Origin of the sequence: Kitasatospora sp. NPDC001540 (genome assembly GCF_042894345.1) — a bacterium.
Taxonomy (GTDB): domain Bacteria; phylum Actinomycetota; class Actinomycetes; order Streptomycetales; family Streptomycetaceae; genus Kitasatospora; species Kitasatospora phosalacinea_C.
In genome coordinates this window covers 84,011-109,530 of the sequence record NZ_JBIAVO010000020.1, presented here as the reverse complement: position 1 = coordinate 109,530, position 25,520 = coordinate 84,011, and the positions used below count along the sequence as shown (strand labels likewise).

Sequence of the window (25,520 nt, the reverse complement as noted above, 5' to 3'; positions counted from 1 at the left end):
CGTTGCCGAGACGGAAGACCGCACCAAGACGGCACCGGCATCCGTACCAAGACGGCAGGCGCCCCGCCCGCCGACGCCCCAGCCACAGGTGCGAGCGGCAGGCCCAGCCGGGACGGCAACCACATCCGTCTTGTGCCGTCCCAGCCGTCCCAGCCGTAAAACCGCAGGTCACACGCCGTCCGCCCGGGACGGATAAGCGTCCCGAGACGGATGACGCGACCGTCCCGAAACTGAACACCCCTCCCGAAGCCGCACCCACCAGCGGCCTCGGGGAGGGGCACCGAGACGGCAAGACGGCAAAGACGGCACTTCCGCACACCACCCACCCCACCTGCGAGGACCACCTTCCGCATGCCCGTCACCCGCCCACGCCGCACGTTCCGCCCGGACGCCGTCCTCGTCCAGGCCGCCATCGCGGGCGCCCTGTCCTTCGCCCACCTCCACGACATCGCCGACGCCGCCGGACAGCACGGCTGGAAAGCCTGGGCCTACCCGTCTCGGTCGACCTGCTGCTCGTCGCCGCCTGGCACCGCATGCGGACCCTGCGCACCACCGGCCGCCCCGCCGGCACCGCCTGGACCTGGTTCGCCATCGCCCTGACCGCCTCCCTCGGCGCGAACGTCGCCACCGCCGGACTCCTCGACCTCGCCCACGTCCCCGCCTGGCTACGGATCCTCGTCGCCGGATGGCCCGCCCTCGCCTTCCTCGGCGGCACCCTCCTCACCCACGGCACCACCACGGCCGGGGCCACCGCGAAGCCGGTACCCGCCCTCGACGAGCTGCCGCTACCCGAGGGCGCCGAACCCACCGTGGTGCCCCCGGTCGTCGAACCCGCTCCGACCACCGCGCCGGAGCGGCACGACCCGTCCCGCGACGATTCGGCGGCCACCCCCGAGGACCTCCGGCCCGATGGGCGAGCGCCAGTGGTCGGGACCAAGCGCACCGGCCGCAGGCCCGCCGCCTCGATGGACGAGCTGGTCGAGATCGTCCGCCCGGCCGTCGAGAAGCTCGGCATCACCCAAGCCCTGGTCAAGAAGGTCCTGCGCGAGGAGGGCATCCCGATCTCCAACGAGCGCCTCGCACAGCTGACTCAGCGCCTCAAGGACGAGCTGGCCGACGGGCAGGCGGCCTGACGTCCCTCCCGCCCGCCCGTCGGACGGTGCCGGGCGGGTACCCGTCTTCCTCCCCTCCCCGGCCGGTGAGTACCGGTGCCCCGCATGTCGCCGGTGCGGGGCACCGGAAGTCCCGCCCCCGCCTTCCACACCGGATAACCCGGCACTGCCGAACCGGATCCCCCAGCCCGACAACCATCCGCATCCCGCACGCACCGCTGCCTGCCGCACGCGTGTCCCGACAGAAAATCCGGAGGCCCCCGTGCCCAACCCGAACGACCACCACACCACCGCCCGCGCCCTGCCCGAGAAGAGCGCCAAGGGCGGTAGGCTGATCGGCCACCTGCTCCTCGCGTTCGGCAACTCGGCTCCTGGCGGAGCAAGCTGGGGCAAAGTCCACAACGCCGTTGGCGCCGCGGACTTTGCACTTGACCCCGCCCCAGGGGTGGCGGGGCAGGACCGGCGCGAGGGCGCGCCGGACCAGGAGGTCATGACCGAGGGCGGCCATGACCAGGACGAGCTTCCCTCGCACCGCACCGAGCCGCTCAACGACATCGACGCCGAGCGTGCCGCCGACGACGACCGCATCGTGCGTGAAGCGCCGACCGTGACCCCTGCCGAGTTCATCCACGAGCGCGTTCCGGTTCTCGACCGCTTCGTACTTCCGGTGGACGACACCTCGCTTCCGCTTGCGAAGCGCCTGTACCGTCCGCGTTCCGGAACCAAGCGCGATGACCAGGTGACGTGCTCGGTGGAGCCGGCCGAGAAGGAACTGCTCGACTTCGTCGCCACGAAGCTCAAGCGCTCTCGCTCCGCGTTCCTGGCGGATTCCGCCATGAGCGTCGCCCTGGCGTACATGCGGACCGACCGCCGCGACGCCTTCGTCCCCATGCCCGACTACGAGGCCGTCACCCTCCTCACCGAAGCGATCGGCACCCACCAGCGCGCGATCGACCGGGCCGGCAACAACCTCAACCAGCTCATGGTCGAGGTCTACAGCGGCCCAATCCCTGAGCGCGCCATGAAGGTCCTGGCCGAGCTCCACGCTTGCGCGACCGAGGCCCGTCACGCCTACCAGCGCGTCCTGCCGGGAGGCCGCCGTGGTGCCTGACGTCTCCACCGGCTCGCGCACCCGCGGTCTGCTCTCCTACCTCTTCGGCCCCGGCCGACGCGACGAGCACACAGACCCGCACATCGTCGCCGCGTTCGCCATGCCCGGCCTGCCCGACCCCGGCCGAGCGCCCCTCGACCAGCACCATCAGCTCCTCGACCAACTGGCTGACTACCTCGACCAGCCCGTCCGCGCCCGCGAGAGGCGCCTGGGCGCGACGGTCCCGCAGCACGTGTGGCACTGCCCTGTGCGCACCGCCCCGGGCGACCGCTACCTCACCGACGCCGAGTGGGCCGAGGTCGCCCGCCGGATCGTCCACGCCACTGGCATCGCGCCCGATGGCGACGACAAGGGCTGCCGATGGATCGCCGTACGCCACGCCGACGACCACATCCACATCATGGCCACCAGCGTCCGCGAGGACGGCCGCCGGCCCCGCAACAAGCGCGACGGCCAACGCGCCCAGGCCGAGTGCCGCAAGATCGAGAAGGAACTCGGCCTGCGCCAACTCAACTCCGGCGACCACACCGCCGCCCCGATGCCCACCAGCGCCGAGCAGGCCAAGGCCCAGCGCACCGGCCACCAGCAGACCGCCAAGGAGTGGCTGCAGGAACAGGCCCAAGCCGTCGCCGCCGCCGTCCGCGACGAGCAGGAGTACTTCTCCACCCTCACCGCCCTCGGCGTCCAGGTCCGATACCGCATCGGCCCCGAGAGCGGCGACGTCATCGGCTACAGCCTCGCCCGCCCTGGCGACGTCAACGCCCACGGCGAACCCGTCTACTTCGGCGGCTCCAAGCTCTCCCCCGACCTGTCCATCAACCGCCTGCGCGAACGCCTCGCCGCCCAGCAGCCCACCGCGCCCGCACGGGGCACGGTCGAACCGGACCGCTGGCGACAGGCCGAGACCACCCTGCGGGAGACCGCCCGCTTCGCCTACCAGGACCAGCACCGCCCCGAGGTGCCCGACGTCGACGCGTTCGATGCCGTCGTCCAGGCCCAGGCCGCCGCTTTCGGCGAACTTCTCCACACCGCCGCCCTCACCGCACCCGCCCACACCCGCGCAGAACTACGAGCCGCCGCAACCGCGTTCAACCGCGCCACCCGATCCAAGGTCCGTGCCGAACACCAGCAGGCCGCAGCCCTCCGCACGGCCGCCAAGCAACTCCTGCACACCGCCGGCTCCGGCGAGGACGGCGCCACCGCCGCTGCCCTGCTGTCCACCGCCGTCTTCGTCGTGATCGCCATCGCCCGCTGGCACGAAGCTCACGGCCACCGCCAGCAGGCCGCAGCAGCCCAGCAGTCCCTCGTCCACCTGCGAACCGCCTACCGGCAGACGGCCGAGCCGGTCATCGCCGACCTCACCCGCCGCACCCCCACCCCCAAGACCACCGACCGCCTCGCCGCCCAGGTCCAGGCCGCCGTCCCCGACCACGCCCAGCGCATCCTCGCCGACCCGTCCTGGCCCGCCCTCGCCACCGCGCTCGCCCAGGCCGAATCCTCCGGCCAACCACCCCATCGGGCCCTCACCGAGGCCGCCCAGCGACGGGAGCTCACCACCGCCGACCGCCCCGCCGAAGTCCTCCTCTGGCGTCTGCGCAACGCCACCAACGACCGCATCGACCAGCGCACCCAGGCCGCCCGCGCCCGCACCACCAGCACCACCGCGAAGGCCACGCCCACCACACCCGCCGTGCCGACCGGCACCAGGGCCGCCAACGACCCCACCCGCCGACGCTGACCCCGACCGGAAACCCGATGCCTCGAGCCCCGCCCAGCCAGCCACACGAACGCCCGTGCGCACAGATGTCGATTCGATATCTTCTCCGGCGGCCGGGAACCATCCCGGCCGCCGTGCGTCTTGTGTGCTTGCCAACCGTCACCCGACATCGAAGGGCACCACTTGACCAACCCCAGCACCGACCACGACGGCCACCACAGAGCCGTCATCCGCGCCGTCCCCCACCCCGGCGAACTCGACGCCCGCGGCATCCCCATCACCTGCCCCGACTGCCGCGCCCGCCGGGACTGGCTCCTCCTCAACGTCCGCCAGCAGGTCTTCGTCCGCTGCCGCTGCGCGGCCGAGTGGCACGAGCCCGACCTCACCCGCGCCTACTTCGACCTGCACTTCACCGCCCCCGAGCACGAGTGGGACGACTACAACACCGCCATGCGGGCACTCGCCTTCGACGGCCTGCTCGCCGGCACCACCTGGTCGTAACGAGCGGCGCGGCGTCGCATCGGGTGCGGCACTCGGCATGGCCGGTAAAGCCCGTTGACCTGCTGATTCCGAGGGGGCCGACTCCCGGGTCGGTCCCCTCCTCCAGTGCCAGGACTGGGGGCGTAGTCGATTCAACGATGTTGCGGTAGATGCAACGCACAGGTAGATCGTGGCGTCGATGACTCGGGGTGCGGTCGGGACGGTGGCCGTTAAGCTCCGGCCAGGGCTGAGTGCGGCGAGTTGCCGTGCCGGGCACCGGCCACGGGGGCGTGTGCGGCTTCGGCGTCTTGATGGAACGGGTAGTCCGTGTAGCCGACCTCCCCGCCGCCGTAGAACGTGGCCGGGTCGGCTGCGGCCAGCGGCAGGTTCGCCCGATAGCGTCGGACCAGGTCCGGGTTGGCGATGAACGGCGTGCCGAAGGCGACCAGGTCGGCATGCCCGGCGTGCACCGCTTCCTGGGCGCGGGCGAGGTCGTAGCCGTTGTTGGCGATGTACGTGCCGGCGAACCGCTCCCGCAGTGCGCGGTAGTCGAGGGAGACGGCCGTCGTCGCCATGCCGCCCTCCAGTACGTGCACATAGGCGAGGCCGCGCGGGCTCAGCTGCCCGAGGAAGTACTCGAAGTGACCCTGGGGGTCGGAGTCCGCCATCGAGTTGAAGCCGTTCTCCGGCGTCAGGCGCACCCCGACCCGGTCGGCGGGCCACTGCTCGCACACGGCGTCGAGGACCTCGTTCAGTAGGCGCATGCGGTTGGCCGCGCTGCCGCCGTAGGCGTCCGTGCGGTGGTTGGTGCCGTCGCGCAGGAACTGGTCGATCAGGTAGCCGTTGCCGGCGTGGACCTCGATGCCGTCGAAGCCCGCCTGCTTCGCGAGCGCGGCGGCACGGCGGAACTGGTCGACGACGTCCGGCAGCTCGTCGGTGCCGAGCGCGCGGGGCGTGACGAAGTTCTGCGGGCCGCTGTAGGTGACGGCCTGGCCCGCGGGTGCGAGCGCCGAGGGGGCGACGGGCGCCTGCCCGTCCAGCAGGCTCGGGTGGGAGATGCGGCCGCAGTGCTGCAGCTGGACGAAGATCCGCCCGCCCTCGGCGTGGACGGCGTCGGTCAGGTGCCGCCAGCTCGCCGCCTGGGCGGCGGTGTGCAGGCCGGGCGTGAAGGGGTAGCCCACCGCCTGCGGGGAGACCGTGGTGGATTCCGCGACGATCAGGCCCGCGGTGGCGCGCTGACGGTAGTGGTCGACCATCAGCGCAGGAACACGCCCGTCAGCCTCGGCGCGGTTGCGGGTCATCGGCGCCATCACCATCCGGTTGGCGAGCGTGAGGCCGCCCAGGTCGAACGGCGCGAACAGGTCGAGGGACATGAGGAACTCCAGCCATGGAATCGTAGGACAGTCGTCCTAGGGCGCCGTCACGCTAGGTCGCTGGTCTCGGCAGTGTCAACGGCTTGACGATCTAGGACGGCTGACCTACGTTGTGGCTCTAGGTCGACTGTCCTACGGCATCGGAAGGGGATCACCATGGCTGCTGTGGCGACCCGGGAACAGATCGTGGCGGCGGCCGACCGGCTCTTCTACCACCGTGGTTACGAGCACACCTCGTTCGCGGACATCGCCGGTGCGGTCGGGCTGTCGCGGGGTAACTTCTACTACCACTTCAAGTCCAAGGACGCGATCCTGGACGCGGTGATCGACGCCCGCCTCGCCGACACCCGGCGGATGCTGGAACAGTGGGAGGCCGAGGCGCCGACCCCGGCCGGGCGGATCATGCGGTACGTGGAGATCGTGCTGACCAACCGCGCCGACATCCAGGACTACGGCTGCCCGGTGGGCACCCTGACCACGGAGCTGGCCAAGTTGGAGCACGCCATGCTCGGCCAGGCCGGCCGCCTGTTCACCCTGTTCCGCGAGTGGCTGCGCGAGCAGTTCGCGCTGCTCGGGCACGCCGAGCAGGCCGACGAGCTGGCGATGCACGTGCTGGCGTTCAGCCAGGGCGTCGCCGTCATGGCCAACGCCTTCCACGACGAGGCGTTCATCCAGCGCGAGGTCGGCCGGATGCGCGAGTGGCTGCACACCTACGAGAGATGAGAGATAAGCATGTTCGTGGCCCTGCTCCGGTTCTCGGACAACAAGGCTGACGCCGCCCAGCACATGGCCGGCCACCAGGAGTGGATCCAGCGTGGCCTGGACGACGGGGTCTTCCTGCTGGTCGGCAGCATCCAGCCGGGCCTTGGCGGCGCGGTCCTCGCCCACAACACCTCGCCCGAGGAACTGCGCAAGCGCGTCAACGAGGACCCGTTCGTCGCCCAGGACGTCGTCACCGCGGAGATCATCGAGATCGCTCCGGGCATGGCGGACGAGCGGCTGAGCTTCCTGCTGTGACGACACCGTTCCTCGGCCCCGACGGCGCACCGCGCTGCCCCTGGAGCGGCGGCGCCCCGGAGTTCCTCGCCTACCACGACACCGAGTGGGGCTTCCCCGTTGGTGACGACCAGCGGCTGTTCGAGAAGCTGAGCCTGGAGGGCTTCCAGTCCGGGCTCAGCTGGCGCACGATCCTGGCCAAGCGCGAGAACTTCCGCTCCGCCTTTGCGGCCTTCGACATCCCGGCCGTCGCCCGGTTCGGCCAGCAGGACGTCGAGCGCCTGCTGGGTGACGCGGGCATCGTCCGGCACCGCGGCAAGATCGAGGCGGTGATCAACAATGCCCGCCGGGCCGAGGAACTCATCGAGCGCGAGGGGTCGTTGGCGGCGTTCGTCTGGCGCTACGAACCAGGCGCAGCCGACCTGACCGAGCCGCAGACCGCCTCGACCTCACCCGCCTCGATCGCCCTGTCGAAGGACCTGAAGAAGCGCGGCTGGAAGTTCGTCGGGCCCACCACCGTGTTCGCGTTCATGCAGGCCATGGGACTGATCAACGACCACGCCCGCGACTGCACGATCAGGCCCGAGGTCCAGCAGAGCCGCGAAGAATTCCACCGCCCTGGGCAGGCCACCCCCGGGCCCGACCGGAGCGGACCTCGGCAGTAGGGGCCAGCCAGGCTACTCCGGTCGCACCACCTGCGCAGCACGGCCGACGTCCTCTCCGCACTCTCCAACCTCGGCCTTCAGCGAACCGACTGCAGGAAGGACACACCTGATGGGTGGTGGCAGGAATACGGCACGTCAGGGATAAGTGATCTCCGCCGGTATGACCCACAGCCTGAGGTTCGCCTACCCGGCGGACCTCAGGCATTTCAGGGCCAGCCCACGAACCAGCAGCGCCACCCCTTCCCGAACAACACGGTCAATGCCAGCTCCGGTCCGAAAGCACTACACCGTGGCCCCCAGCATCGGTACGGTAGCGATCCGTAGTGGCTTCAACACGGCACCGGGGGCCAGCGTGGGGGGCAACGGCATCACGTTCGGCAAGTTCATCGCGCTCCGTCGCGCCGAGATGGAGTGGACCCAGCTCCGCCTCGCCGCTGAGCTCGACCGCAGCGAGGTCTGGATGTCGCTGGTCGAACGGGACTTGCAGCAGGTGAAAGACCTGACCCTGCTCCGGCGCCTCGCGGAGGTACTGAGCTGCGAGCTCAACAAGCTGATGGCCTTACCGCAACCAGCCGCAGACCGGCCGAGGTCCCGCCCCCGCAGGTCCACCTCGGCTACGCTGACGAGCAGTTCCGCTGCCGAGGAGGACGATGTGCGACGCCGCCCGTTCCTGACCCTGGCGGCTGCCGCCCTGTTCACCCCGGTCGCCGGCCAGCAGGCCGCGCACGCCGAGGCAGCCTCGCCGCTAGCCGGCCTGGAGGACCTGCTGCTCTACGGGACAGGGCGGGTTCCGGCGCCCCGCAGCGAGCCCACCCACGAGACCGTCTCTGCCTACCTCCTGACGTCCCGTCGTGAATTCAAGGCAGCCAAGTACGACGCACTCGCCGAGGCTCTGCCGAGCCGGATCGCTGCAGCCCAGATGGTCGGCAGCACCGAAGAGCAGGCTCGCAACGTCGCTCGGCTCTACAACCTCGCGGTCCGACTGTGCATCAAGATCGGCGACAACAACCTGGTGGCCATCACCGCCGACCGTGCGCTCACCGCCGCCCGGGACGGCGGCGACCCGCTGGTGGTCGCCGAGGCACAGCGGATGGTCTCCAGCGCCTGGCGACGCCAGGGCAGCCTGGCCCGGGCAACCGACATCGTGGTGGTCGCCGCCGAAGAGCTCCTCGCCGACACCACGGTGCCCGAGTCCGCCCGCCTGGCCGCCCGCGGCGACCTGTACGCCACTGCGGCCTACACCGCCGCGAAGACCGGCGACCGCGCCTACGCACACTCGCTAATCCGTGAGGCTGCCGACAGCGCCGCAGCTGCCGGCCGGGCCTCCGGCCTGGTGGACGGCATCCAGGGCGTCGCCCTGCACGAGTTGTCGGTGCATTACGAGCTCGGCGACGCTGGCCGGGCAATCGAGCTGGCCTCCACGATCGACCCCACCGCGCTGCCGACCGCCGAGCGGCAGGCCCGCTTCTTCACCGACGTGGCTCGTGCGTTCGACCAGTGGGGCAAGCCGGAGCAGTGCTACCGGGCTCTGCTGGCCGCCGAGGAGGCGGCCCCGCAGGAAATCCGCCGGGGTGCCGTCCGCGACCTCGTCACCCCCCTGCTCCGGCACGATCGCAAGCTGCCCGGCGTACGGGGCTTCGCCGCCCGAGCGGGCGTTCAGATCGTCTGACCCGTAGCCGGACTACGGGCCGTAGTCCGGCTACGGATCCAGCCTTCCGCCCGGCAGTTCACTGGGGAACGTCCACTCCTCCCCCTGCTGCCGAAGGCCCTCCCATGCCAACGCCCAGCACCTCCCCGCCGCCCGCCAACCGGCGGCACGCCGCCCCAGCCGATCGTGACCGGCTCGGCGCCTTCCTCACCGCATCCTGGGCCGCCTTGCACCTTCCCGTGCTCGCCCTGCTTGGCCTGGCTGTTCATAACCAGCCGGCCGAGGCCAGCCCCCAGATTGCGGCGACCGCGCCCGACCTGCCTGCCTCCTGAGGCACCCGGAGGCCGTCGCGACGGCCCCTCCCCTTCTTCCACTCGCTCGCCCGAGAGGAGATCCAGCCATGCACCGTCTGACCGACGCGCCTGCGCTGCACGCCGAAATGGAGCGCATCGACTACCGCACCACGCCCGCGTACTACTTCGACACCGAGCACGTCACAGACCCGGTCGTGCTGCACCTGCTGAACTGCTGCCCGACCGTGTTCGGCCTCAAGAAGGCCATCACCGACCTGCTGGCCGGCAACCTGGACGTCCCCCTGCCGGAGGCGACCGGGACCATCGAGCCCGGCGCCACCGTTCGGGGCCACGTGATCGTGGCGCCCGGGGCCGTCATCGCCGAAGGCGCGTTCGTCACCGGCCCGGTGCTGGTCTGCCCCGGCGCCGTGATCGAGGCCGGCGCCCGGGTGCGCGACAACACCGTCGTCGGCCCCGGCTGCCAGATCGGCTTCGGCGCCGAGGTCACCCGCTCCCTGCTGACCGGTGGCGTCTTCATGAAGCACACCAGCTTCGTCGGGGACTCCGTGCTCGGCCTCGGCGTCAACATCGGCGCGTTCGTGTCCACCACCGGCCTGCGGGTCACCTCCGGACCGGTCACCGAACCGGCCACCGACGAGGTCTGCGCCCACCTCGACGGCCGGCGCATCGCCACCGGCCAGACGAAGTTCGGCGCGGTGATCGGCGACGGCGTGATCGTTCCCGCCGGCACCGTACTCCAGCCCGCCACCCTCATCGGCGCGCACACCCTGCTCTACCCGAAGACCCAGGTCGGGGGCTTCTTCCCGGCCGGAAGCCAGGGAAGGTGACCATGCCCACCACCGACACCACCTCGACGACCGACCAGCGGGCCGTACGGATCACCGGAGGCCGCCGCCTGACCGGCACCGCCACCGTCCAGGGCAGCAAGAACATCGCCCTGCACCTGTACGCCGCCGCGATCCTCGCCGACGAACCGATCACCCTCCTCCGTGCGCCCGCGATCCTCGACACCGCCGTGGTCGCCGACATCCTGCACCGCACCGGCACCCGCGCCACCGTGACCGGCGACGAGTTCGCCACCCGCCCGGCCGACGCCTACTTCCCCGTCATCCCGGACGACCTCGGACGGCGCATCCGCACCACTGCGGTGATGGGCGGCGCCCTGCTGGCCCGCGCCGGCAAGGTCACCTTCCCCACCCCTGGCGGGGACGCCTTCTGCGCCCGCTACATCGACCGGCACCTGGCCGCGATGGAAGCCGCCGGGGCCGAGGTCGAGGTGAACCGAGGCCGGGTGCGGGCCCGCTTCACCGGCAAGCGGCTGCCGTTCATCACCGACGCCGAGACCCGCTCGTGGGGGCCGAGCCTGGGTGCGACCGTCACCGCGATGCTGCTGGCCGCCCGCACCCCGGGCACCTCCGCGATCCTCAACCCCAGTGTGGAGCCCGAGGTCACCCACACCGCCGCCCTGCTCTCGCAGGCCGGCGTCGGCATCGAGTGGCGGGGCAGGACGGCCCTGAACGTCACTGGCACCGACCGCATCCGGGGCGGGGTGTTCACCGTGCCGCCGGACCGGCTGGAGGCCGCCACCCTCGCACTGGCCGCCGCCATCACCGGTGGCACCGTCCACCTGGACGCCTTCCCGCCGGCCGCGTTCCCGGACGGGCTGGTGTCGGTGTTCGCCGACGCCGGAATCCAGCTCGACCCGATGGACGGCGGCACTGCCGTCAGCACCCCGGCCGGGCCTCGGCCGGTACAGATGGCCACCGGCCCACACCCGGGGTTCCCGACCGACGTGCAGCCGCAACTGACCGCCTTCCTCACCCAGGCCGAGGGCACCTCCCGCATCGACGAGCGGATTTACACCCAGCGCGACACCCACCTGTCGGCCCTGGCCGCGTTCGGCGCCGCCGTCAACGCGACCGGCTCAGTGATCACCGTCCGGGGCCGGTCCGCCCTCACCAGCGCCGACATGGCCGGGGAGGACATCCGGGCGGTGACCGCTCTCGTGATCGCCGCCCTGGCCGCCGAGGGCACCTCTACGATCCGAGGGATGTATCACCTGCGGCGCGGATACGGCAGCTTGCTGCCGAAGTTGGCCGCGCTCGGTGCCAACCTGACGATCGACCAGGAGTAGCCGTGACCAACACCGTGCCGTGGACCCCGAACGCGCTCGCCGACCTGCGCGAGTGCCTGGACCTGATGACCGCAGACGGCACCGTGCCCGGCGGCGTCATCGCCCACGGCACCTTCGACACCGAGCCCGGTTACCTGGCCTCCGGCGTCGTCGCCCCCGAGTGCGGCGACGCCCGGCCGGGGCCGGACACGGTGTACGACGTAGCCTCGCTGACCAAGGTCCTGGCCACCTGGCCGCTGGTCGGCACCTCCCTCATGGACGGCTTCACCCTGGACACCCCGATCCGCGAACTGCTGACCGGCATCCCGGCCCAGGCCACCGGAGGCCAGGTGACGATTCGCCAGATCCTGGCCCACACCTCCGGCCTGCGGGCCGACACCCGCCTCGACCAGTACCGCAATCGCACCGAGCCGCTGGCCGAACTGATCTGCGGCGAGGACCTGATCGCCGAACCCGGAGCCGGACACCGCTACATCAACCGCGGTTTCATCCTCGTCGGCCTGGCCCTGGCCCACTACCGCTGCCAGCGCCTGGACGAGCTGGCGGCCGAGCTCTGGCAGCACATCGGCATGACGGCCACCACCTACGGGCCCGTCGCCCGCTCTGCCCGCGTCGCCCCGACCGAGCAGCGGCTGACCGGCGGGCCCCGGCTGTGGGGGATGCCGCACGACGACAACGCCGCCCTGCTCGGCGGAGTCGCCGGCCACGCCGGGGTGTTCACCACCCCGGCCGACCTCGCCACCTTCGCCACCCACCTGCTGTCCTCGCACGCCACCGGCGGGCCCCTGGGCCGCTGGCTCGCCCACAGCATGCAGCCACAGGCCGAGATCGAGCCGGGCCTCGATCGTGGCCTGGCCTGGATCCTCGCCGACGAGGGCCGGATCGCTTACCACCACGGCTTCACCGGTACCAGCCTCTACCTCGCCCCGGCCACCGGCCGCTACCTGGCCATCTGCACCAATGCCGTCTACCACCACCAGGACAACCGCGCCCGCCTCGCCCCGCTGCGGGCCCTCGCCCTGAAGGCGATCACCGACGAACCCTAGGAGGGCCACCCGTGCCCAGCACCACGCTCGCGTCCCTCACCACCCTGCGGCTCGGCGGCCCCGCCGAGCACGTTCTGACGATCTCCACCCCCGCCGACTGGGCCGACGCCGTCAGGACGATCGGGCAGCGCCACGAACAGGCACCCGTGGTGCTGGGCTACGGCAGCAACGTCATCGCCTCCGACGCCGGACACCCCGGCACCGTCGTAGTCATGAACACCCGGGGCATCACCGCCGCCCGCGTGGACGACATCACGGTCGACGTCACCGTGCAGGCCGGACACCCGCTCACCGACCTCACCGCCTGGGCCGCCGCCGAGCACCTGGCCGGGATAGAGTGCCTGGCCGGCATCCCCGGCACCACCGGGGCGGCCCCCGTTCAGAACGCCGGCGCCTACGGTCAGCAGATCTCCGACACCCTCGACCACCTGACCGTGTGGGACTGGGAGATGGGCCGCATGCGGACTCTGCCCGCCGAGGCGTGCCGCCTGCGCCACCGTGACAGCAGGTTCAAGAGCAACCCCGGCCGCTGGACCGTCCTCACGGCGACGTTCCACCTCACCCGCTCACCGGCCGCCCCGATCACCTACCAGCCGCTCGCGGACGAACTCGGCACATCCATCGGCACCCGGCCGCCCGTCGCCGAGGTGACAGCCGCCGTTCTCGCCAACCGCCACCGCCGCGGACTTCTCCTCGACCCGCACGGCCCCGCCGCCCGCCAGGCCGGATCGGTCTTCCTCAACCCGCCCGTCACCGCCACCCAGGCCACCCGCTTGTCCGCCGCCGGATGCCCCACCCACACCGACAGCGACGGGCAGCTCCGAGCCAGCGCCGGCTGGCTGCTGGAACACATCGGCTACCGCCCCGGCTACAAGATCGCAGACGGCATCCGCTGCTCAGACCGCCGGACCCTCACTCTCACCACCCACGACGGAGCGACCGCGACGGGCTTCGTCCAGGCCCTCACCGAGCTTTCGGCCCAGGTCGAGATCGCGACCGGGATCGCACTGCAGCCTGAGCCAGCGATGGTCGGCGCCTGGCCGTGAGGCCCAGGGCTGGTCTCAGTTTTGGTCTCATTCACCCCCGTCCAGCCGGGTTCGGCCGCCTCCCAGCGGTTCGCTCCGCCGCAGGTCAGGACGGGCGTGAACCCCGGCGGACAGCGTTCGGGAGAATTGGAAAGCGTGTTGGGGGCAACCCCTCACGAGTTCGAATCTCGTATCCTCCGCCTGATCGAAGGCCCGGACCGCACCAGCGGTCCGGGCCTTCGGCGTTTCCAACCCGCCGCCCCCACAAGCATCCACTCCGAAGAGGCACGCGGACCTGTCAGGCCGTGTCAGCATGCCTGCCATGTCGAATGCTTCCGGAGCTCGCGGCGTCACCGTACGGATCTTCTTGATCGACGGGACCCCTCAGGGCCTTCGTACCGTGGATCGAACCGGATGGACGGGCACGTGCCTCACGTTTGCCCGGCCCGGCTACGCCGAGGCTCGGCAGCGCCCCGAGGTCAAACGGACAGGCGTCTACGTGCTCGTGGGGCGGGACGAGAATGACACGCCCCGCCTCTACGTCGGAGAGGGAGACGAAGTCCGCGTTCGCCTCGACAACCACCACCGGGAAAAGGACTTCTGGAGCCAGGGCTACGTGCTGACCACGAAGGACGACTCCCTCAACAAGGCACACGTGCGGTGGCTCGAAGCCAGACTGCTCCAGATCGCCATGGAGGCCGGCACGGCAACCCTGGACAATGGAACGGCCCCTCAGCTGCCCTACCTGAGCGAACCGGACCAGGCAGACATGGAGTGGTACCTGGAGAACGCCCTGACGCTCCTTCCCATGGTCGGTGCGCCTTACTTCGAGATCCTCGAGAGCAGTTCCGCCACTTCTGAGACCGCTGTGGCAGTGGCAGCCCCGGAGGGCAGCACCTACTTCCTCAAAACGGTGCTGACCGAGGCCACCGGGCGGGACGACCCCCGGGGCTTCACCGTCATCGAGGGCGCATACGGCCGCAAGGAGAAGAAAGTCATGAGTCGGGGCTACGAAGCACAGCGGGACAGGCTGATCGCAGACGGCATCCTGGTCGACCACGGAACTGAGCAGGTGAGGCTGACCAGGACCCACATCTTCGACAGCCCTTCGAGCGCCGCGAGCGTACTGTCGGGCGGGAGCAAGAACGGCCGGGACGAGTGGAAGGATGCTTACGGCCGCACGTTGAAGCAGAACCAAGAACGAGCCACCGAGGGCGCCGCCCCTTGATCCACGTCCCATCAGCGACCCGCATTCGTCATCACCCTGGCCCGCTCAGCGGATGTACGTTATTCTGTACGCCATGAAGACGATGAGTGCCACCGAGCTCCGCGGCAACCTTGCCGCCGCACTGGACGCCGTCGAAAGCGACGCCGAAGAGCTCGTCATCACACGCGCCGGCCACGAGCCGCTGGTCGTCGTCTCGCTGGCCGAGTACGCCTCGCTCCGCGAGACCGACTACCTGCTGCGGTCACCGGCCAACGCCGAACACCTTCGCCGCTCCCTGCAGGAGTACCGGGAAGGCCGTACGGCGACCCGCGAACTGATCGACCCCGAGGACCTCGCCGAGCAGAGCGCGTGAAAGTCCAGTTCACCGAACACGGCTGGGCCGACTACCTGTCCTGGCAGGCGGACGACCGCCGACTCCTCAAGCGCATCAACCTGTTGATCGACGACATCCGTCGAAACGGCAACGAGGGCATCGGCAAACCCGAACCCCTGCGGCACGAACTCGCCGGCGCCTGGTCCCGCAGAATCGACCAGGAGCACCGCTTGATCTACGTCCTGGACGAGCAGGCCGACACCTTGTGCGTCATCGCCTGCCGCTACCACTACGGCAAGTGAGACACGAGGCCCCGTGGTCTCATTCCTGGTCTCGTTCACCCCGGCCCGGCTGGGTTCAAGCACCGCCCGAAGCTTCTCTCCGCTGCTGGTCAGAACAGGTACGGACCTCGACGGGCGGCACCGAGGAGAATTGGAAAGCGCGTTGGGGGCAACCCCTCACGAGTTCGAATCTCGCATCCTCCGCCTGATCGAGGGCCCGGACCGCACTTGCGGTCCGGGCCTTCGGCGTTTCCTGGCGGTTGATCAGAACGGCTTGAGAGGGCAGGTCGGAGATCGCACCAGGAGCACACCACGTCGGCCGCCGGTCGCAGGACCACCCTCGCTGATCGGAGCAGCATGGCGCGGGAGTCTGCACCCAGTCAGGTGCACCCGCGCGTTGACTTCGGAACGTATTCCGAAGTAGCGTGGCCGCATGTCCACTCTCACCGTGTCGTTCTCCGACCTGTCGAAGAACTCGAAGCGCGTCGCGGACACCGTCGAGCAGGCGCAGCGCGTCCACGTCACCCGTCGTGACGGCGAGGACCTGTACCTCACCACCGAACGTCACGACCGTCAGCGCGAGGAGACCGCGGATGTCACCGCGCGCCTGTTCGCGGCCCTGATCACCAGCGACGAGGGTGCGCGCGCGGTCCTCCTCGCCCTTCCCCAAGTCTTTCCCTGGACCCGGCACCTGTCGGCCGAGGAGGTGCGCGAGTTCGTCGTCGACCTCGTGAACGCCACCCGCGATGTGGTGGAGTTGGACGTACACGCCAACCTGCACCGTGTGATCGTCGAGTGGCGGGCCACCGCGAGGATCCTGGCGGACCCCGAACTGAGCGCCCGGCTCACCGAACCGCTCCCCGGCGATGACCACGGCGAGGTACCCGCCCCGTGAGCCCCAAGCGCGGAGGCGACGTCCCGCCGCCACCGGTCGGTGACGAGTGGCGGCTGCGGTTCGCCACCAACGAAGCAGCCAAGGGATGGGGCGACCTCTACGCGGAGGCGCCGGGAAACACTCGGCGCTGCTTCGAGGCCCTCCGCACCAATCCCCTGTCCGCGGGTGACCCCGATCGGCAGCACCGACTCCGGGGCCGCCTCGCCACCCGCGTCCTCGGAGGGGACGAGCTACCGCAGTGGGAGTACGAGGTGACCGCCGGCGGGCGCGTGCGCTACCTCGTCGACGAGCCGGGCCGGACCGTCCACCTCGTCTACGCCTCGCCCCGGCATCCCAAAGACACGGACAGCTGACTGGCAGCGGAGCGGATCGATCCGGCTGCCGGCGACAGGCGGCGTGGTCTCAACTCCGGTCTCGTTCACCCCCGTCCAACCAAGTTCAGCCGCCGCCCAGCCGTGCGCTGCGCCGCAGGTCAGGACGGGGGCGAACCCCGGCGGGCACCGTTCGGAAGAATGGGAAAGCGTGTTGGGGGCAACCCCTCACGAGTTCGAATCTCGTAACCTCCGCCTGATCGAAGGCCCCATCTGCACTCCCGACCGGGTTTTCTCGGAACTCCAGAACTCAGTCCTGGACGGCAACGGCCCCCAGCCCGTCGGGCGGCGTCCACTCGTGCTCCAGGATCGAGTAGGTGATCGAGTCCCGCCAGGCACCGCGGACGAAGACGTGGTCGCGGATCCGGCCGTCCTCGGTCATGCCCGCCCGCAGGAGGGTGCGGGCGGACGTCTCGTTGAGGGGTGAGCGGGCGGCCCAGATGCGGTGCAGGCCGAGGACGTCGAAGCCGAGCGCGCAGAGCAGGTGGACGGTCTCCACGCCCAGTCCCCTTCCCCACTCGGCCGGGTGGAGGGCGAATCCGATCGTGGCCGCCTGCTGGGGCTCGGTCGCCAACCGCGCGTAGCCGATGAGCTGTTGGTCGCCGTGGTGGGTGATGGCGAGGCCGTACTCGGTCCTCGGCGTTTCGGCCGCGGAGGCGATGGAGCGGTCGACGATCGCCTGGACCTGCTCGACGGTGCGGGGCTCGAAGCTGAGGTGCCGGGTGGCCTCGGGATCGCCGTAGATGGCCAGCAGGGCATCGGCGTCTCCGGGATCGACTTCCCGCAGCGTCAAGCGCGGGCCGGACAGACGGACCGGATTCACGAAGCAGGCGTCCTTCGGTTCAGCGTGATCATGAAGGGAGCGTGACGTTCAGGTACTCCTGCACCGGCTCGAAGAGCCCGTACGGCACGTACTCGGGGATCTCGGCGAGAGCCACCCAGGCGAGCGCGTCCAACTCCTCGGTGTCCACCACCTCGGCGGTGCCGCTGACGACCTCGCAGGCCGTGTAGGTCATCAGCCGACCGGTCTTCGGGTGGACGCGCTCGCCGAGGAGCTTGACCGCCACCACTCCGAGCCCGGTCTCTTCCGCGGTCTCACGGACGGCCGCCTGCTCGGGCGATTCACCGGACTCGATCTCGCCGGCCGGAAACTGCCACGAGAGCTGACCCTCGCCGATCCGCCGCCGGACCATGAGGAGGCGGCCTTCCTGGACCACGATCGCAGCAGCAATCCCCAGACGGTCTTCGGCAGTTCGCTGTGTCACGTCAGCTCCTCCAGAGCGGGGCAACAGGCGGGGAGAGCCTATCGGCCCCGGGGACGAACGAACCCGGCCTTCGAGCAACCGCTCCTGGACCCCCGACAACGTCGCGTCCGGCTACCGAACGACGGATGTGCGCGCTCTTCTGGTGCTCGCTCCCGCGAAGCTCGGTGCGGTAGCGTCCTGTAGCTGGTGCTTCGCCGACGTCCTGGAGGGCGGCCTCGCCGAGCTGATCGCCTTGCCGCAACCGGCTGCTGACCGACCGGGATCACGCCCGCGGAAGCCCAGCCCGGCTACGCTGACGAGCACTTCCGCTGCCGAGGAGGACGATGCGCGGCGCCGCCCGTCCATGGCCCTGGCGGCCGCCGCCCTGTTCGCTCCGGCCCTGGGGGAACCGGCCGCGCACGCCGAGGCGGCGACGTCGCTGGGCGGGCTGGAGGCCTTCTCCTGTACGGGACGGACCGGGTACCGTCCCCCCGCCGCGAGCCCACCTCGACAGCCGTCGCAGCCTTCCTGGTCCCACCCCCACCTGTCCGTGTGACGAGCTACCGTCTGGCGAGCAAGGCCAGACCGACCTTCAAGGGATCAGTCCCGTTGAAGCCCCGACCGGCCGGCCACCTGTTCCCCCACCACGAGGTTGAGCCCCGATGCCGCTTGCTGCCCCTGATGTGGTGCGCCTGTTCACAGCTGGCAGTGCGTACGACTGCGGCCAAGGCACGACGGCCACAGTGACCGCACTGCCCGAGACCGCGCTCGCCCTGCCCTCGGGCAAGGTCGCGGCCTGCGATCCGTTCATCGGCCTCGATGACGACCTGGAGCCCTTCACGGCTGAAGTGGATCCGGGCACCCACCCGGTCGTTCTCTCGGTCGTCGAGATCGCTCGGGGCGAAGTCCGCGAGGTCGTGGATGAACGTGTCGCCGCCGCCTGGCTGCAGGTGAGCGACAAGCCGACTGTGGAGTGGACGCTGGCCCTGAGTGACGGCCAAGCCCTCGATGACCTCGACGACACGGAGTTCTTCGGCTACGGCGTCGACGCCGGGACCGGCTGTTTCGTCGACGCCACCGCCGGCACCCCGCTCGGCGACCTGCTCGCTAAGGACTACGAACTCCTGGCGGCGGCCCTGTTCGGTGAGGAGAACTCCATGGTGCGCGCCCCGGCCGTTCTCACTGACCCCGAGAGCGGCCACAGCCTCGTTGCCTTCTCCTCGGGTTGGGGCGACGGCCACTACCCGACGTGGGTCGGCCGAAGCGTCGACGGCACGATCACCGGCTTCGTGACGGAGTTCTTCGTGGTGCCGCAGCCAGGCCGCGACTCTGTCGACGAGTAGCTCAGCCGGTAGCGCTGGCCGACCGGGGTGTGGTGGAACATCCAGCACCAGAACGAGCCGTCGGCGGCCGGCCGCTGGTCGGGCACCGGCAGGAAGGCGTCGACGTGGGTGACGGGAGTGGAGCCGCCGAACGATCGCCACCTGCTCACCGGCTGGTCGTCGGCCACCAGTTGGCCGGGGTGGGGCTCGGCGGCGCCGATCGTGACGTAGCGGTGGAACTGGTTGCCGTCCACGGTGTGGAAGACCCAGTACGCGCTCTTCCCGTTGACCTCCTGCTCGTCGAAGACGGGCAGGACGGTGTCGATCCGGGTGACGCCCTTCAAGGCGGGCCAGGACGCGTACGGGCCCACCTCCTTGACGACGACCCCGGTGCGGTCGTCGACCGTCCCGGTGGTGAGCTGGCGGACCTGCTGGACGCGGGGCACGGCGCCCGCGCCGACGGGTTGGCGGCCGCCCTGGGGGCGCCGGCCGACCACGCCCTGGTGTGGCCGGTCGGCGACGGGCGGCTGCACCTGGCGGCGGCGCTGCGGAACGCGTGGGGCTCGCCACTGGGGCTCGCCGCGCCGTCCGTGCGGCTGCTCGCGGGCGCGAACTCCGACGATCCGGGCCGCGTGCCGGCCCGGGTCGGCGTCAAGCCCGCCGCCCACCGGGAGGAGGCGCGGCCGGCGGCGCCGGTCGACCACCACGGCGATCCGGCGCGGGTGGCCGCGCCGATGGCGCGGCCACCCGCGGGCATGGGGCCGGGTGCTGTCGAAGACCGGGAGGGGCTGTTGCCGGACCACGTCGTGGTGCGGAAGGTCCGAGCCGTCCGCGACCGTCCGGCCGGGGCCGCTCCCGTGGCGCGGTGGGTGGTTCAGTGGGCGGGGCGGCCCGGGGGGTGGAAGCAGGCGGTGACGGTCTTGCCCCGTTCGTCGGCGCGGGCCTGCCAGTTGTCGGCGAGGGCGTCGACCAGGGCCATGCCGCGGCCGGAGGTGGTGTCGAGCCCGGCTTCGCGGGGGCGGGGCAGGTCCGGGGAATCGTCGTGGACGCTGACGTACAGGCAGGAGCCGTCCCAGGTGAGGACGATGTGGGCGTCGCTGTGGGCGTGCAGGTGGGCGTTGGTGAGGAGTTCGGAGACGGTGAGGAGGACGTCGTCCGCGGTCTCGGCGGCGTGCTCGGTCCAGCCGAGTTCGTCGAGGTGGCGGCGGGCCCAGGCGCGACCGGCCCGGACGCCGCTGGAGAGGGGCAGGGTGCGGGCCCAGCCCATCGCTTTCAGCGCGGACCCGGACTCGTCCGGGCCCGGGGTCCGGTCCTCCTGGGAGGCGCGGCGGTCCGGAGCCGGCGTGGCGGGGGCGGGGCGGCCCGTGACGCGAACGGCCCCTCCGGTGGAGGAGCCGTTCGCGGGTGCGTCAGGACGCTCAGGCATGGCGGTGGTGGTGCTTGTTGCCGGTGACCAGCCGGTAGAGGACGAGCAGGATGACCGAGCCCGCGATGGCGGCGACCCAGGTCGAGAGGTCGAAGAAGCCGTCGATGGAGTCGACGCCGAAGATGACCTTGCCGAGCCAGCCGCCGAGCAGGCCGCCCGCGATGCCGATGAGCATCGTGACGATGATGCCGCCCGGGTCCTTGCCCGGCATCAGTGCCTTGGCGATGGCGCCCGCGATCAAGCCGATCAGTATCCAGGCGAGGATGCTCATGTGCCTCTCCTTCTCAACGAGCCCTGTCAATGACGGGATTCGTCTTCGCCGTACCGGGGTTTTCAAACCACCCGGGAACCGTCGCGGTCCCCTCCGCCCCGCCCCGGCCGGGTTCGGGCTCCGTCCAGCGGCCTGCCCCGCCGCAGGCCAGGACGGATCTCCGCCGTTCCCGGCGGCCGAGGAGAACGGCTTGGGAGGGCACGTCGGAGACCGCACGGGGACCTCACCGGGAACGCGCCACGGCGGGCGTCGGACGATCAGCCGCCGACCTGACGACCGTCGACCTGACGACCGCCGGGCCGACGACCGCCGGGCCGAGGCGCCGAGGCGGTGGGTGTCCTCGCGGCCCGGCTTGCGGCGGGCCGTTGACGGCGAAAAGTGTGAGTGGTTGAATACTCACATGAGCAAGGAACGAACCCGTCAGCTGTCCACCGCCGAGGAGCGTCGCGAGACGGTGCTGCGCACCGCCATCGGCTCCTTCGCGGCGCGGGGCTACTGGGGGACCACCACGAGCGAAGTGGCCAAGGCGGCCGGCATCTCCCAGGCCTACGTCTACCGGCTCTTCCCCAGCAAGGAGTCGCTGTTCGCGGCCGTGGTCGAGCACTGCTTCGTCCAGGTGCGCGCCAGTCTGGAGAGCGCGGCGGCCGAGGCCACGGGCAGCTCGCCGGAGCTGGTACTGAGGGCCATGGGCGACTCCTACGCCCGGCTGATCAGCAACAACGACCTGATGCTGATCCAGTTGCACGCCCAGGCTGCGGCGGTCTCCGAGCCCGCCGTGCGCGAGGTGGTCCGCCGGGGCTACGCGCGCCTGGTGGAGTACGTGCGGGGCGCCTCCGGCGGCAGCGAGGAGCAGGTCCAGCAGTTCTTCGCCGTCGGCATGCTCTGCCACCTCATCGTCTCGATGGGCGCGGACGAGGCGGACGGGCCCTGGATGCGGACGCTGTCGGCGGGCATCACGCACTACTGAGCAGGACGGTCGGCGGGGTGCGCCCCGCCCCGCCTTCGGCCCAATCAATGAGTGGTCAACCACTCATATTTCCGGCTCACGAGAGTGAGTGGTCAACCATTCATGGAGGATGGGATGGGAAAGCGCTCCGGCGCCACGAAGAGCCCCGGCGCCGCGCTCGCGGCCCTGGCCGGGGCCCAGTTCACCGTCATGCTGGCCACCTCGATCGTGAACGTGGCCCTGCCGCGGATCCGGGCGGGTGTCGGCCTGTCCGACAGCGGTACGACCTGGGTGATCAACGCCTACGGGCTGGCCTTCGGAGCGCTGCTCCTGGCCGGCGGCCGCGCCGCGGACCTGCTGGGCCGGCGGACGGTCCTGCTGACCGGCCTCGCCCTGTTCGGCGCGGCCTCACTGGCGGCGGGCCTCACGTCCTCCGCCACCGCGTTGATCGCGGCCCGCGCGGTCCAGGGCCTCGGGGCCGCGGCGATCGCCCCCGCCGCACTGGCCCTGGTCATGGCCCTGTTCCCACCGGGCCCCGGACGCGGGAGGGCGCTGGGCGTGTGGGGGGCGGTCTCCGGCGCGGGCGCCGCGGGCGGGGTGCTGCTCGGCGGGGCCCTGACCCAGGCCCTCGGCTGGCGGTGGACCTTCCACGCCGTCGCGATCGGCGCGTTCCTGGCCCTGGCCGCGGCCGCCCGGTCCGTCACGGAGTCGGGAGCGCGGGAGCGCGGGCGGTTCGACCTGCTCGGCACCGCCGCCGTCACGCTCGCGCTGACCTCCTCGGTCTGGGGCCTGACCACGGCCCGTCGCTCCGGCTGGACCGACGCCCGGGTCCTGGGAGCCTTCGCGCTGGCCTCGGTGCTGACGGTCGCGCTCGTGGCGGTCGAGCGCCGCCACCCGGACCCGCTCCTGCCCCCGCGCCTGTTCGCCACCGGGCGCGTGGCGGCCGGGAACGTGCTGATGGCGCTGCTGGGCTCGGTCTGGATCGCCCTGTTCTTCTTCCTGCCGCTCTACCAGCAGCAGGTCCTCGGCTCCGGCCCGCTGCTCACCGGACTCGGCCAACTCCCGCTCGCCGCGGCCAACATGCTCGGCTCCACGCTGGCTCCGCGCGTCTCCCGCCGGATCGGCGCGACCGCCACCGTCACCGGCGCACTGCTCACCGAGGCGGCCGGCCTGCTGTGGCTGTCGCGACTCGGCGCCCACGGCGGCTACGTCGCCGACGTCCTCGGGCCGAGCGTCCTGATCGGCCTGGGCCTGGGCGTCGCGTTCGTCCAACTGACCGCGCTGTCCGTCGAGGGCGTCGCACGACAGGACTCCGGACTCGCCGGAGGCCTGGTCAACACCACCCGCCAGGTCGGCGGCGCGATCGGCCTCGCCGTCCTGACCACCCTGGCCGGCACCGTCACCGCCCACGCTGCGGCCCACCGGCCGCTGCCGGACGCGCTCACCGCCGGTTACCGCACCGCTTTCGGCGCCTCGGCCGCGGTCCTGGCCGCCACCGCCCTGCTCGCTGCGGTCCTGACCCGGTGCGGCAGCGTCCCCGCCCCGGCGAAGCCTGCCCCTGTCGGTGCCACAGCGGCCGCCGGTGCCACCGATGCCGCAGCGGCCACTGTCCGCGCCCGCTGACCCACTGCAGAACAACCCCGTCACCACATCACCCCGGAGGAACCACCGCCGTGTTCACCATCGACGAGACCGCCCCCGTCATCGTCCGCCTGTCCACCGTGATCGACGCCCCGATCGGAACGGTCTGGTCCCTGCACACCGACGTCGACTCCTGGGCCGCCTGGAACGCCGACGTCGACCGGGCCGAACTCGCCGGCCCGCTGCGGCCCGGCGCCTCCTTCCGCTGGAGGACCCACGGCCTGGACATCGTCTCCACCGTCCGCGAGGTCGTCCCCGGCGAGCGGCTGGTGTGGGGAGGCCCCGCCAACGGCATCGACGGCGTCCACGTGTGGACCTTCGAGCAGACCGGCGACCGGGTCACCGTCCGCACCGAGGAGTCCTGGAGCGGCGCCCCCGTCGACGCCGCCGCCGAGGAGCTCCGCCGGGCCCTGCACGACTCCCTGACCGCCTGGCTGGCCGCCCTCAAGGCCCGCGCCGAGCAGCACGGCTGACTGCCGGGCAGCACGGCCGGACGGGCCGTCCCCCGGCCCGTCCGGCCCCACGACGTACCCCGCTGTTGCACACTCCGCCGTTCGAAACGACCCGAGAGGTTCCCGCCATGACCAGCAAGCCCTACCTGACCGGCCACTACACCCCCGTCGCCGACGAGGTCACCGCCGTCGGCCTGACCGTCGAGGGCGCCCTGCCCCCGGAGCTGACCGGTCGGCTGATCCGCAACAGCCACAACCCCAAGCCCGGCGTCACTCCCACCCACTGGTTCAAGGGCAGCGGCATGGTCCACGGCATCCGGCTGCGCGACGGCCGGGCCGAGTGGTACCGCAACCGCTGGGTGCGCACCCCGGCCCTGGACGGTGCCCCCTACCTGACCGACCGCGGCCCGGACCTGACCGCCAGCACGGCCGGCACCCACGTCATCGAGCACGCCGGGCGCCTGCTCGCCCTGTGCGAGGCCAACTTCCCCTTCGAGCTCACCCCCGAGCTGGAGACGGTCGGCGCCCACGACTTCGACGGCAAGCTGCGCAGCGCGATGACCGCGCACCCGAAGACCGACCCGGTCACCGGCGAGCTGCACTTCTTCGGCTCCTCACCGTTCCCCCCGTACCTGCTGTACTACGTCGCCGACGCGGACGGGCACATCACCCACAGCGCCGAAATCCCCGGCGCCAGCGCCGCGCTCAAGCACGACTTCGCCCTCACCCGCCACCACGTGGTCTTCGTGGAGGGCACCGTCACCTTCGACCCGACCGAGCACTCCGGCATCCCCTACTCGTGGCAGGACGAGCAGCCCGCCCGGATCGGCGTCATGCCGCGCGGCCCGCAGGGCGCCGGGAAGATCCGCTGGTTCCCCATCGAGCCGGGCAGCATGCTGCACGCCGCCAACGCCTACGAGGACGCCCGGGGCCGCATCGTCCTGGAGGGCCCGACCGTGGACCGCGAGGGCTTCCAGCTCTCCTGGAACTGGTGGGTCGGCGCCCCCGGCCGCGGAACCGATCCCAACACCCGCTCCTACACCCGCCGTTGGGTCATCGACCTGGCCACCGGCCGCGTCGACGAGCAGGTCGTCGACGACCTCGCGGTCGAGTTCCCCACCCTCAACGAGGACTTCCTCGGCGTCGAGAACCGCTACCAGTACGCAGTCTCCTTCCCCGACCAGGAGGGCTTCGGCGGCTACGGCATCGTCAAGTACGACCGCACCACCGGCGCCCGCCGCATCCACCCGGCCGGGGACGCCCGCCTGCCCAGCGAGGCGGTCTTCGTCCCCGCCGCCGGGGCCACCCGGGAGGACGACGGGTACCTCCTCACCGTGGTCTCCGACCTCAAGCAGGACGCCTCCCAGCTCCTGGTCCTGGACGCCTCCGGTCTCGACAGGATCGCCACCGTCCACCTCCCGCGCCGCGTCACCGGCGGCATCCACGGCTCCTGGATCCCCGACACCGACCTCGACGGCAGCCGCGCCTGAACCGTCGCGGGGGCGCGGG

Annotated in this window: 27 protein-coding genes and 1 pseudogene; 22 read left to right on the top strand and 6 right to left on the bottom strand. The window is 71.4% G+C overall.

The window, feature by feature from the left end; translation table 11 throughout:
• Positions 1-351: 351 nt before the first annotated feature.
• The 4 genes and pseudogenes from ACFY00_RS23235 (at position 352) to ACFY00_RS23220 (ending at position 4,441) form a co-directional block, all read left to right on the top strand.
• Positions 352-1,133, top strand: a pseudogene (locus ACFY00_RS23235) (DUF2637 domain-containing protein).
• A 241-nt stretch (positions 1,134-1,374) separates the two neighbouring features.
• The gene (locus ACFY00_RS23230) at positions 1,375-2,223 is read left to right on the top strand and encodes a hypothetical protein (RefSeq protein WP_388033420.1); all 849 of its coding nucleotides are present in this window, start codon (positions 1,375-1,377) and stop codon (positions 2,221-2,223) included.
• Positions 2,213-3,961, top strand: a complete 1,749-nt coding sequence (locus ACFY00_RS23225) for a relaxase/mobilization nuclease domain-containing protein (RefSeq protein ID WP_388033418.1) — start codon at positions 2,213-2,215, stop codon at positions 3,959-3,961. The genes ACFY00_RS23230 and ACFY00_RS23225 overlap by 11 nt, the downstream gene beginning before the upstream one ends.
• A gap of 162 nt (positions 3,962-4,123) precedes the next feature.
• The gene (locus ACFY00_RS23220; protein WP_388033417.1) at positions 4,124-4,441 is read left to right on the top strand and encodes a hypothetical protein; all 318 of its coding nucleotides are present in this window, start codon (positions 4,124-4,126) and stop codon (positions 4,439-4,441) included.
• Between the two features lie 209 nt (positions 4,442-4,650).
• Here the strand turns inward: ACFY00_RS23220 and ACFY00_RS23215 are convergent, their stop codons facing one another.
• Complete coding sequence (locus tag ACFY00_RS23215) at positions 4,651-5,793, bottom strand: alkene reductase (protein WP_388033415.1); 1,143 nt, start codon at positions 5,791-5,793, stop codon at positions 4,651-4,653.
• A gap of 156 nt (positions 5,794-5,949) precedes the next feature.
• Here ACFY00_RS23215 and ACFY00_RS23210 point away from each other — a divergent pair, with 156 nt between their 5' ends.
• The 13 genes from ACFY00_RS23210 (at position 5,950) to ACFY00_RS23150 (ending at position 16,691) form a co-directional block, all read left to right on the top strand.
• Positions 5,950-6,516, top strand: a complete 567-nt coding sequence (locus ACFY00_RS23210) for a TetR/AcrR family transcriptional regulator (protein WP_388033414.1) — start codon at positions 5,950-5,952, stop codon at positions 6,514-6,516.
• A 9-nt stretch (positions 6,517-6,525) separates the two neighbouring features.
• Positions 6,526-6,810 (top strand): YciI family protein, encoded by a 285-nt coding sequence (locus tag ACFY00_RS23205; RefSeq protein WP_388033412.1) that lies wholly within the window; start codon positions 6,526-6,528, stop codon positions 6,808-6,810.
• Entirely contained in the window at positions 6,807-7,454 is a 648-nt protein-coding gene (locus tag ACFY00_RS23200) for a DNA-3-methyladenine glycosylase I (RefSeq protein WP_388033411.1), read from the top strand. The genes ACFY00_RS23205 and ACFY00_RS23200 overlap by 4 nt, the downstream gene beginning before the upstream one ends.
• 289 nt (positions 7,455-7,743) lie before the next feature.
• On the top strand, positions 7,744-9,123 hold the full coding sequence (locus ACFY00_RS23195) for a multiprotein-bridging factor 1 family protein (RefSeq protein WP_388033409.1): 1,380 nt from the start codon (positions 7,744-7,746) through the stop codon (positions 9,121-9,123).
• Positions 9,124-9,502: 379 nt separating this feature from the next.
• Entirely contained in the window at positions 9,503-10,243 is a 741-nt protein-coding gene (locus tag ACFY00_RS23190; protein ID WP_388033407.1) for a hypothetical protein, read from the top strand.
• Between the two features lie 2 nt (positions 10,244-10,245).
• Positions 10,246-11,550 carry a UDP-N-acetylglucosamine 1-carboxyvinyltransferase gene (locus ACFY00_RS23185; protein ID WP_388033405.1) on the top strand — a complete coding sequence of 435 codons (1,305 nt, stop codon included), beginning with the start codon at positions 10,246-10,248 and terminating at the stop codon, positions 11,548-11,550.
• Between the two features lie 2 nt (positions 11,551-11,552).
• Positions 11,553-12,596 (top strand): serine hydrolase domain-containing protein, encoded by a 1,044-nt coding sequence (locus tag ACFY00_RS23180; RefSeq protein WP_388033403.1) that lies wholly within the window; start codon positions 11,553-11,555, stop codon positions 12,594-12,596.
• A gap of 11 nt (positions 12,597-12,607) precedes the next feature.
• On the top strand, positions 12,608-13,642 hold the full coding sequence (locus ACFY00_RS23175; protein WP_388033402.1) for a UDP-N-acetylmuramate dehydrogenase: 1,035 nt from the start codon (positions 12,608-12,610) through the stop codon (positions 13,640-13,642).
• A 301-nt stretch (positions 13,643-13,943) separates the two neighbouring features.
• Positions 13,944-14,849, top strand: a complete 906-nt coding sequence (locus ACFY00_RS23170) for a GIY-YIG nuclease family protein (protein WP_388033400.1) — start codon at positions 13,944-13,946, stop codon at positions 14,847-14,849.
• A gap of 73 nt (positions 14,850-14,922) precedes the next feature.
• On the top strand, positions 14,923-15,201 hold the full coding sequence (locus ACFY00_RS23165) for a type II toxin-antitoxin system Phd/YefM family antitoxin (RefSeq protein WP_388033399.1): 279 nt from the start codon (positions 14,923-14,925) through the stop codon (positions 15,199-15,201).
• On the top strand, positions 15,198-15,464 hold the full coding sequence (locus ACFY00_RS23160; protein ID WP_014136783.1) for a Txe/YoeB family addiction module toxin: 267 nt from the start codon (positions 15,198-15,200) through the stop codon (positions 15,462-15,464). Before ACFY00_RS23165 ends, ACFY00_RS23160 begins: the two co-directional genes overlap by 4 nt.
• Positions 15,465-15,876: 412 nt before the next feature.
• Complete coding sequence (locus ACFY00_RS23155; RefSeq protein ID WP_388033397.1) at positions 15,877-16,338, top strand: prevent-host-death family protein; 462 nt, start codon at positions 15,877-15,879, stop codon at positions 16,336-16,338.
• Complete coding sequence (locus ACFY00_RS23150; RefSeq protein WP_388033395.1) at positions 16,335-16,691, top strand: hypothetical protein; 357 nt, start codon at positions 16,335-16,337, stop codon at positions 16,689-16,691. Before ACFY00_RS23155 ends, ACFY00_RS23150 begins: the two co-directional genes overlap by 4 nt.
• Before the next feature lie 268 nt (positions 16,692-16,959).
• On the opposite strand, the gene ACFY00_RS23145 is transcribed toward ACFY00_RS23150, so the two are convergent.
• Together ACFY00_RS23145 and ACFY00_RS23140 are read right to left on the bottom strand one after the other, a co-directional pair.
• The gene (locus ACFY00_RS23145) at positions 16,960-17,532 is read right to left on the bottom strand and encodes a GNAT family N-acetyltransferase (protein WP_388033394.1); all 573 of its coding nucleotides are present in this window, start codon (positions 17,530-17,532) and stop codon (positions 16,960-16,962) included.
• A gap of 28 nt (positions 17,533-17,560) precedes the next feature.
• Positions 17,561-17,974 (bottom strand): NUDIX hydrolase, encoded by a 414-nt coding sequence (locus ACFY00_RS23140; protein WP_388033392.1) that lies wholly within the window; start codon positions 17,972-17,974, stop codon positions 17,561-17,563.
• Between the two features lie 641 nt (positions 17,975-18,615).
• Here ACFY00_RS23140 and ACFY00_RS23135 point away from each other — a divergent pair.
• Positions 18,616-19,296 carry a DUF4241 domain-containing protein gene (locus tag ACFY00_RS23135; protein ID WP_388033390.1) on the top strand — a complete coding sequence of 227 codons (681 nt, stop codon included), beginning with the start codon at positions 18,616-18,618 and terminating at the stop codon, positions 19,294-19,296.
• Here ACFY00_RS23135 and ACFY00_RS23130 read toward each other — a convergent pair.
• The 3 genes from ACFY00_RS23130 to ACFY00_RS23120 form a co-directional block, all read right to left on the bottom strand.
• Positions 19,194-19,982, bottom strand: coding sequence for a hypothetical protein (locus ACFY00_RS23130; protein WP_388033389.1), 789 nt, complete (start codon positions 19,980-19,982; stop codon positions 19,194-19,196). The two genes, ACFY00_RS23135 and ACFY00_RS23130, sit on opposite strands and share 103 nt — an antisense overlap.
• 167 nt (positions 19,983-20,149) lie before the next feature.
• Positions 20,150-20,542 carry an ATP-binding protein gene (locus tag ACFY00_RS23125; RefSeq protein WP_388033466.1) on the bottom strand — a complete coding sequence of 131 codons (393 nt, stop codon included), beginning with the start codon at positions 20,540-20,542 and terminating at the stop codon, positions 20,150-20,152.
• Between the two features lie 151 nt (positions 20,543-20,693).
• The gene (locus tag ACFY00_RS23120; RefSeq protein WP_388033387.1) at positions 20,694-20,972 is read right to left on the bottom strand and encodes a GlsB/YeaQ/YmgE family stress response membrane protein; all 279 of its coding nucleotides are present in this window, start codon (positions 20,970-20,972) and stop codon (positions 20,694-20,696) included.
• A 400-nt stretch (positions 20,973-21,372) separates the two neighbouring features.
• On the opposite strand from ACFY00_RS23120, the gene ACFY00_RS23115 reads away from it, so the two are divergent.
• The 4 genes from ACFY00_RS23115 to ACFY00_RS23100 all read left to right on the top strand — a co-directional run bounded on the left by ACFY00_RS23115 (position 21,373) and on the right by ACFY00_RS23100 (position 25,501).
• Positions 21,373-21,939 carry a TetR/AcrR family transcriptional regulator gene (locus ACFY00_RS23115; RefSeq protein ID WP_388033386.1) on the top strand — a complete coding sequence of 189 codons (567 nt, stop codon included), beginning with the start codon at positions 21,373-21,375 and terminating at the stop codon, positions 21,937-21,939.
• Between the two features lie 114 nt (positions 21,940-22,053).
• Positions 22,054-23,541 carry an MFS transporter gene (locus ACFY00_RS23110; RefSeq protein WP_388033384.1) on the top strand — a complete coding sequence of 496 codons (1,488 nt, stop codon included), beginning with the start codon at positions 22,054-22,056 and terminating at the stop codon, positions 23,539-23,541.
• Between the two features lie 50 nt (positions 23,542-23,591).
• Positions 23,592-24,032, top strand: a complete 441-nt coding sequence (locus tag ACFY00_RS23105) for an SRPBCC family protein (protein ID WP_388033382.1) — start codon at positions 23,592-23,594, stop codon at positions 24,030-24,032.
• Between the two features lie 107 nt (positions 24,033-24,139).
• A complete protein-coding gene (locus ACFY00_RS23100) occupies positions 24,140-25,501 on the top strand; it encodes a carotenoid oxygenase family protein (protein WP_388033380.1) in 1,362 nt (453 codons plus the stop codon).
• Positions 25,502-25,520: the final 19 nt, after the last annotated feature.